Genomic DNA, 9,306 nt, shown 5'->3' on the forward strand with positions numbered 1-9,306 from the left:
CCCCATCTCTTACCAACACCGCCATCGCTCAACCCGCAATATTCGTCATCGAATACGCTTTGACTCAATTGTGGATGTCATGGGGAATTCGTCCCCAAGCAGCTATCGGACATAGTATTGGGGAATATGTTGGGGCTGCGATCGCAAATGTATTTTCGTTAGAAGATGCTTTAGAAATTGTGGCAATGCGGGGACAATTAATGCAAAAATGTCCTCCTGGAGCAATGTTAGCGGTTAGTTTAACTGAATCAGAGATTAAATCATATTTAACTAAAAACTTGACAATTGCCGTAATCAATGCATCAAAGATGTGTGTGGTATCAGGTGCGGATGATGCAATCAAACAATTAGAAGCAAAGTTAACTGCTAGGGAAATCACTTGTCGTCGTTTACATACGAGTCACGGTTTCCATTCTCCGATGATGGAATCGGCTGTAAAACCTTTTGTAAGGAAGATGCAACAGGTAAAATTAAATTCACCACAATTACCTTTTATATCTAACGTTACAGGAACTTGGATTACTCCTGAACAAGCTACAGATGTTAACTACTGGGGAAATCATCTGCGTCAAACGGTACGTTTTGCTGATGGAATGAATGAAGTATTACAACAATCATCACCAATTTTATTAGAAGTGGGAGCGGGAAGAACTTTAAGTGCGATCGCCAAACAAGCGATAGGAAAACAATCCATCCTTTGTCTAACATCTTTACGACATCCCCAAGAGAAAAAATCCGATGGTGATTTAATTTTAAATACATTAGGACAGCTTTGGAAGTCAGGAATCAAAGTTGATTGGAATGGTTTTCATGCTGGTGAAAAGCGACAAAGAATTCCTCTACCTACCTATCCTTTTGAACGCAAACGCTATTGGATTCAACTTCAGGAAAATAATCTTGCATCGCAGCAGCAAGAAGATTTGCAAACAACTAAAAAGTCAGATATTGCTGATTGGTTTTATTTTCCTTCTTGGAAACGTTCTGTAATATCAAATAGGTTAGAGTTAAACGCAGAGGAACAAGGAGGTAAACGCAGAGGAGCGCAGAGTTTTTCTTGGGTTTTATTCGTTGATGAATGTGGTTTGGGTTCGCAACTTGCTCAACAGTTGCAGCAGTTAGAACAAGATGTAGTTGTCGTTAAAGCTGGTAAGGAGTTTTCCCAGCAGAATGAAAGCTATACAATTGCACCTGATAATCCAGAAGATTACGACAAGTTATTTGAGTCTGTGCAATTATCAGGGAAAATTATTCAAATTGTGTATTTATGGCAGTTAGCATCGGATATTCAGGAGATATCATCTGATTTTGAACATTTACTGTATCTGACGCAAGCAGTTGCGAATCAATCCTTAAATAAAGATTCCACAACTGTAAAACTTTCGGTGGTGACAAATGAATTGCATGATGTGGTGGGGGTAGAAACAATTAACCCCGCACGAACAACAATTCTGGGACTCTGTAAGGTAATTCCACAGGAATATCCCCAGATTCGCTGTCAAAATATTGATGTTGTTATTCCCGCAATTAGATCCCCCCTAACCCCCCTTGAGAAGGAGGGGAATCATGAATTACATCCCCTTGATAAAGAGGAAAACGATAAATCAGCGCTGCTTGATAAGGGGGGTTGGGGGGATCTAATCACAGAATTAACAACACCAACACCCGACTCAATTGTTGCTTATAGAAATAACCATCGTTGGATACAAACCTTTGAATCATTCCCACTTTCAGAAGTCAATACCGCTACTATTCCTTTAAAGAATAATGGTGTTTATTTGATTGCTGGAGACTTGGTAGAAGGTTTGGGATTAGTATTTGCTCAATACCTAGCGCAAAAATTCCAAGCTAAACTTATCTTAATTGGACGCTCCGGAATACCAGAAAAGCACGATTGGGAAAAATGGTTAGCAACTCACGGTCAAAATGATCCAGTTAGTCATTCTATACGTAAATTACAAGGTTTAGAAGCACTTGGTCAAGGATTACTATTCTTCAGCGCAGATTTAACAGATGAAGCCAAAATTCCAGAAATTATCGACAAAGCAGACGAACATTTTGACGAAATTAACGGAATTATCCATGCTGGAGTCATGGGCGATCGCGCTAGTTGTTTGATAAAATCTCTCAATCGTAATGAAATTAAACATCAATTCAGTTCTAAAGTTCACGGTTTATTGAATCTAGAAAAAGCCTTACAACATAAAACACCAGATTTCTACCTACTCCAATCATCCCTTTCCTGCATTGTTGGTGGAATCGGCTTTTCAGCTTATGCGGGTGCAAATATATTTATGGATACTCTAGCACGAGAACGTAATAAACAAGGTTCCACTCCTTGGATAAGTATTAATTGGGATGCTTGTCAACTAGAAGAAGTCGGAAATACCCCTACAGGTTCAGCATTACTTGACTTAGCGATGACACCCCAAGAAGTTTGGGATGTTACCGAAAGAATTTTATCTCAAAGTCAAATTTCTCAAATTGTCGTCACCCCCACAGATTTACAAACCCGCATTCATGAATCAACCCAAATAAAAGTAAGCGATGAGAATCAGCAATCAAACAATTATACTCGTCCCGAATTATCTACTACCTACCAAGCACCTCGTAACGAGATAGAACAAAAAATAGCTCAAGCAATGCAAGACTTATTAGGAATAGAAAAAGTGGGAATTCACGACAACTTTTTTGAATTAGGAGGACATTCACTATTAGCAATTCAAGCAGTAACTAGAATCCGTCAAGAATGGAACGTCGAACTACCAATGCGACAATTTTTATTTGAATCTCCAACTGTCGCGGGAATTGCTAAAATAATTGAGGAAAATCTCAATCAAAACCAAGCAGAAATTGCTGATATGTTATCGCAAATCGAACAAATGGAAACAGAGCAAGTAGAAGAAATTTTGAAAAAGAATGACTCGGAAACGTAATACTTTAACGCAAAGGTACGCGGAGTTGTTCGCAGAGTAACGCGGAGTTTTTAACTCTAAATTGTTATAGAAACTGAAAAACCTCTGCGCTCCTCTGCGCTTACCTTTGCACTACTCTGCGTTCAAAAAATATTAATCACTAATTATTATGGACTTTAGCTTATTTTACTTTGACGGCGATGGCTCATTAGCTCAATCAAACAAATACAAACTATTATTTGAAAGCGCTAAATTCGCTGATGAAAATGGTTTTACCGCAGTTTGGACACCCGAAAGACATTTTCATGCTTTTGGTGGATTATATCCCAACCCATCCTTAACCGCAGCCGCTCTAGCGATGATTACTCAAAAAGTGCAATTACGTGCTGGTAGCTGCGTCTTACCATTACACGATCCAGTCAGAATCGCAGAAGAATGGGCTGTGGTAGATAATCTTTCTAATGGAAGAGCTTCTATAGCCTTTGCATCCGGTTGGACTGTTGATGATTTCGTTTTAGCCAAAGACACCCACGCAAACCGCAAAGCCAATATGTGGAAGGGTGTAGATATCGTCAAAAAACTTTGGAGCGGTGAAGCGGTTGAACGTCAGGATGCTACTGGAAAATCATTTACTATTAAAACATTACCAAAACCGATTCAGTCAGAATTACCAATTTGGATGACTTGTCAATCCAATGAAACCTTTATGGAAGCAGGTAAACTCGGTACCAATGTTTTAACTTCTTTACTTACGGGGACTTTAGATAGTATTGTTCCTAAAATTAAACTATATCGAAAATCCTTAGAAAAACATGGTCATGACCCCCAATCTGGTAAAGTTTCTTTAATGATTCATACGTTTTTAGGAAACGATATTAATACAGTTAAAGAAAAAGTTAGAAGACCTTTTTGTAACTATTTAAAAACCCATTATGACCTATTAGAAAATTTGGCTAAAGGTATGGGTTTAAAGGTTAGTCTCAAAGATTTCTCTGAAGATGATCTCGATAGTTTATTACTCTTTGGTGTCGAAGGTTTTATGAAAGGTAGGTCATTAATTGGTACTCCAGAAAGTTGTCGTCCGTTAATTGATGAACTTCAGAATGCAGGAGTTGATGAAGTTGCCTGTTTGATTGATTTTGTTCAAGATTTTGATTATGTCATGGAGAGTTTACCGTATTTGAGCAAGTTGAAAGATATCTGTGAAAGTGAAGTTGGTACCTCCAGATGAGGTTTACGGAGCATTCCTACCCGTTCAATTGTCTTTAAATAAGATGAAATTGTGCATAATTGATCGTAGCTTACTGCATACAGGTATCCGTAATATTTTCACTGTTTTATATAATACTTTCTAACAATGGGGAAGCGAGACTTGACATGGATGACTTGAAAAAACGTATTGCAGCGCTACCTCCAGAAAAGAGAGCGCTATTTGAGCGTCAACTCCAGCAAAAGGGATTGCAGCTTGATAGAGCAACTATCTGCAAACGGCAAAATATCAAAGAGTTGCCCCTGTCTTTTGCTCAACAGAGGTTATGGTTTTTACATCAATTAGAACCAAATACTACTGCTTATAATATTGCGATCGCGTGGCGGTTTACTGGTAATTTAGATATTGCAGTGTTGAAAAGTTGTCTCAATACGATTGTGCAGCGTCATGAGATATTGCGGACTGCTTTTGTGGCTGTAAACGGGCAACCCACTCAAGTTATTATTCCCGAATTCGTATTACCGCTACCTATTTTTGACTTACGTACAGTTCCAGAATTAACCCGTCAAATAGAAGTAGAAAAATTAACAAAACAGGAAGCTCAGTGTCCCTTCGATTTAACTGAAGCTGCTTTATTGCGAGTTAAATTACTTCAAATTGCTGACAACGAGAATATATTACTTTTAACGTTACATCATTTAATTGCCGATGGTTGGTCGCGGGGTATAATTTTACGAGAATTAACGGCATTATATAAAGGTACCTCATTACCAGAATTACCGATTCAATATGTAGATTTTGCAGTTTATCAACAGCAATGGTTACAGGGTGAAGAACTGGCAGTACAAACAACTTATTGGAAGCAGCAATTAAACAATTTATCAATATTAGAATTACCTACCGATAATCCCCGCAAACCAGTACAAACATTTAGTAGCGCTACTGAATCGGTTTTAATTTCAAAAGAAATATTACACAGTTTAAAAAACTTAAGCCGTCAGCAAGGTGTAACATTATTTATGTCAGTTTTAGCAGCTTTTAAAGTATTATTACACCGTTACACTTCTCAAGATGATATAGTGATTGGTTCACCAATTGCGAATCGTAATTGGCAAGAATTAGAACCGTTAATTGGCTTTTTTGTCAATACTTTGGTATTGCGAACTGATGTTTCTGGTAATCCAAGTTTTCTACAATTGTTGCAACGAGTAAAAGATGTTGCAGCAGGAGCTTTTAAACATCAAGATTTACCTTTTGCCAAGTTAGTAGAAGAAATTCAACCCCAACGTAGTTTGAGTCACAATCCTTTATTCGGGATAATGTTTCAGGTGCAAAATGAAGCTTATCAGTTACAGAATGCCCTGAATCCAGAATTAGCAATACCGGGTTTAAGTTTAGAGCAAATGTGGAGCGATTCCGGTTCAACTAAGTTTGATATGACTTGGCATTTGGTAGAACGAAATGAAGGTTTATTGGCTGTAGTTGAGTACAGTACGGATTTATTTAATCGAGATACTATAGTTCGGATGTTAGGACATTTTCAGGTGTTGTTACTCGGTATTATTGATAATCCAAATCAGCGTTTATCGGAATTGCCGATTTTAACAGAAATAGAACATCAGCAGTTGGTGGAATGGAATAATACATATACAAAATATCCGCTACAGCAAGGAATTCACCAATTATTTGCAGCGCAAGTTGAAAAAACACCGAATAATATTGCAGTTGCATTTAAAGAAGAAAAATTTACTTACCAAGAACTAAATAATAAAGCAAACCAACTTGCACATTATCTGAGAAAGCAAGGTGTAAAACCAGATATGTTGGTGGGGATTTGTGTAGAGAGAAACCCTTTAATGTTGATTGGATTATTGGGTATTCTCAAAGCGGGTGGAGCCTACGTTCCCATTGATGTAAAATTACCGAGTAGTCGCATTGCTTTTATGCTTGCGGATTCTCAAGTTTCCATATTAATAACTCAAGAAAAAATATTAGCTCAATTACCTGCACATTCAGCACAAACCATTTGTCTTGATAGCGAATGGGAAACTATTTCTCAATTACCTGTAGATAACCCCCCCAATCAAACTGTTGCAGAAAATTTAGCTTACGTTATATATACTTCTGGCTCAACGGGTAATCCAAAAGGAACGTTATTAACTCATCAAGGTTTAACAAATTATTTAAGTTGGGCAATACAAGCTTATGATGTAGCTCAAGGAAATGGTTCACCAGTACAATCTTCTGTTGGTTTCGATGCTACAATTACTAGCCTTTATGCTCCTTTAATGGTAGGAAAAACTGTTACCCTAGTACCGGAAGAACAAGAAATTGAAGCTTTAAGTTCTCTACTAAATTCTGAAAGCGATTTTAGTTTGGTGAAATTAACACCCGCTCATTTGAAGGTATTAAGTCAAATGAAAACCTCACCCCCATCCCCTCTCCTTGGTAAGGAGAGGGGTGATATGATGAGGTCTTCCCCTCTCCTTAATGAGAGGGGTGCCGGAGGCGGGGTGAGGTTAAACCCAACCAGAGCATTTATTATTGGTGGTGAAGCTCTGTTAGAAAATCACCTGAATTTTTGGCGCGAAAATTTTCCGAATACTAGATTAATTAATGAATATGGCCCCACCGAAACTGTTGTCGGTTGCTGTATTTATGATACGTCTAATAAACCTGCAACAACAAATGCAGTTCCCATTGGTAGTGCGATCGCCAATGTGCAGCTTTACGTATTAGATAAATATTTGCAACCAGTTCCTGTTGGTATTCCAGGAGAATTATACATTGGTGGTGTGGGTGTTGCGCGGGGTTATTTGAATAAACCAGAATTAACCGCAGAAAAGTTTATTCTGAATCCGTTTTTTGAAGGAAAAACCTCACCACACCACTTGCTACAACGGAGGGAACCTCCGCAACGCAGTGGCTCCCCTTCCCCTCTCCTTACCAAGGAGAGGGGTGTCCGAGAGGACGGGGTGAGGTTATACAAAACTGGCGATCGCGTTCGTTATCTACCCGACGGTAATTTAGAATATTTAGGACGTTTAGATAATCAAGTTAAAATTCGGGGTTTCCGCATTGAGTTGGAAGAAGTTGAAGCTGTTTTAAATCAACATCCACAGATTCAAGAGGCTTGTGTGATTGTTTGTGGGGATGAATTTGGGAATCAGCGTTTAGTTGCTTATATTGTAAAAAACCGCAGCGAAAAGTGCGGTCTTGGGGTCTCCTCAAGTGGAGCAACTTTTCAAGAGAGAGACGCAGAGGGCGCGGAGGAAGAAGAAAAAGAAGAGAAAGAGATAGAGCTTCGGCAGTTTTTACAAAGAAGACTTCCGGATTATATGGTACCGTCGTTTTTTGTAGAATTGGAAACGTTACCTCTGACAAATAATGGTAAAGTTGACCGGAAAGCTTTACCTATACCGGATTTATCTCAAAGAGAGAATGTAAAGAATACTCCACCCACTACTGAGAAGGAAATTATTTTAACTAAAATTTGGTCTGAGGTTTTGGGAGTAAATGTTGGCATTAATGATAACTTTTTTGAGATGGGAGGAGATTCGATTCTCAGTATTCAAATTATTGCAAGAGCGAATCAAGCTGGGTTAACGCTTACTCCACGACAGTTGTTTCAATATCAAACTATTGCCGAACTTGCTACTGTTGCCGATACAAAACCTCAAATTGAAGCTGAACAAGGAATTATTACGGGTGAAGTACCGTTAATACCAATTCAACATTGGTTTTTTGAACAAATACCCGAAGTTGATCATTATAATCAGTCGGTTTTATTGGAAGTTGTACCGAACTTGAAACCTGAATTATTAGAACAAGTTTGGCAAAAGTTACTCACACATCATGATGCTTTACGTCTGCGCTATGTGGAAGATAATTCACAATGGCGACAGTTTTATGTAAATCCTATTGATATTCCCTTCACTACTGTCGATTTATCGGAGTTAACAGAAAACGAGCAAAAGAATAAAATTACAGTAATTAGTTCTCAATTGCAAACTAGTTTGGATTTATCTAAATGCTTATTACGATGCGTATTATTTCGACTCGGCGCATCTAAAAATCATCGCCTTTTAATCATTATCCATCATCTTATAATTGATAGCGTTTCCTGGCGTATTTTGTTAACAGACTTAGCAACAGCTTATAAACAAACTGAAACTGGACTAAATATACAATTACCATCCAAAACAACCTCATTCCAAAATTGGGCAAATCAATTAATTAACTATGCTCAATCAAAAACCGTTTTGGATGAATTAAATTACTGGTTATCTGTAAATTCTGATGTTTCCTTACCTGTCGATTATCAAAATAACGAAACCCAAAATACAATTGCTGCTACTGCTCAAATCAACGTAAACTTAGATGCAGAGCAAACCCGCGCTTTATTAGAAGAAGTTCCAAAAGCTTACAAAACCCAAATCAACGATATTTTACTCACCGCATTATTACAAAGTTTTAATCAGTGGACAAACGTACCAACCTTACTTATAGACTTAGAAGCACACGGAAGAGAAGATTTATTCTCAGATGTAGATTTATCTCGTACAGTTGGTTGGTTTACAACTATATTTCCAGTAATTTTAAAATTAGATAATAATCGTAACTTAGAAGCAATTATTAAATCAGTAAAAGAACAACTGCGACAAATACCTGCTCGGGGATTCGGTTACAGTTTACTACGCTATCTTATCAAAGACGAAATTATAAAAACCCGTTTGCAAAATCAACATCAAGCCCAAATAAAATTTAACTACTTAGGAAAACTTGACTTTACACCTACAGATTCCTTAATTTTAGGACTAGCAAAAGAACCTACAGGAGAATTACGCAGCCCTAAAGGAAAGCGTCAATACTTACTAGAAATTAACTCATGGATTTCCGAAGATAAACTACAATTAACTTGGAACTATAGCCGCAACATTCATCAACAAAAAACTATAGAAAATCTAGCACAAACATATATTACCAACCTGCAAACCTTAATGAACCACTGTAAATCTCCAGAATCAGGAGGTTATACCCCCTCAGACTTCAAAGCAGCCAACCTTAACCAAAAACAACTCGATAAATTCATGTCCAAAATCAAAAAAAGAAAATAGTTAGTTGTTAGTTGTGAGTTGTTAGTTGCTAATTGTAAATTCTTCACTCTCAACTCCTAACTCCTAA

Annotated in this window: 3 protein-coding genes; all 3 read left to right on the forward strand. The window is 37.7% G+C overall.

What is annotated here, in order from left to right; genetic code table 11:
- Nucleotides 1-2,933, forward strand: a 2,933-nt coding sequence (locus IQ247_RS20315) for an acyltransferase domain-containing protein (protein WP_193922928.1), incomplete at its 5' end; no start/stop codon positions are given.
- Between the two features lie 148 nt (nucleotides 2,934-3,081).
- Nucleotides 3,082-4,143 (forward strand): LLM class flavin-dependent oxidoreductase, encoded by a 1,062-nt coding sequence (locus IQ247_RS20320; RefSeq protein WP_193922929.1) that lies wholly within the window; start codon nucleotides 3,082-3,084, stop codon nucleotides 4,141-4,143.
- Between the two features lie 146 nt (nucleotides 4,144-4,289).
- Entirely contained in the window at nucleotides 4,290-9,239 is a 4,950-nt protein-coding gene (locus tag IQ247_RS20325; RefSeq protein ID WP_193922930.1) for a non-ribosomal peptide synthetase, read from the forward strand.
- The last annotated feature ends 67 nt before the right edge of the window (nucleotides 9,240-9,306 follow it).

The organism is Plectonema cf. radiosum LEGE 06105, assembly GCF_015207665.1.
Taxonomy (GTDB): Bacteria; Cyanobacteriota; Cyanobacteriia; order Cyanobacteriales; family Nostocaceae; genus Rivularia; species Rivularia radiosa_A.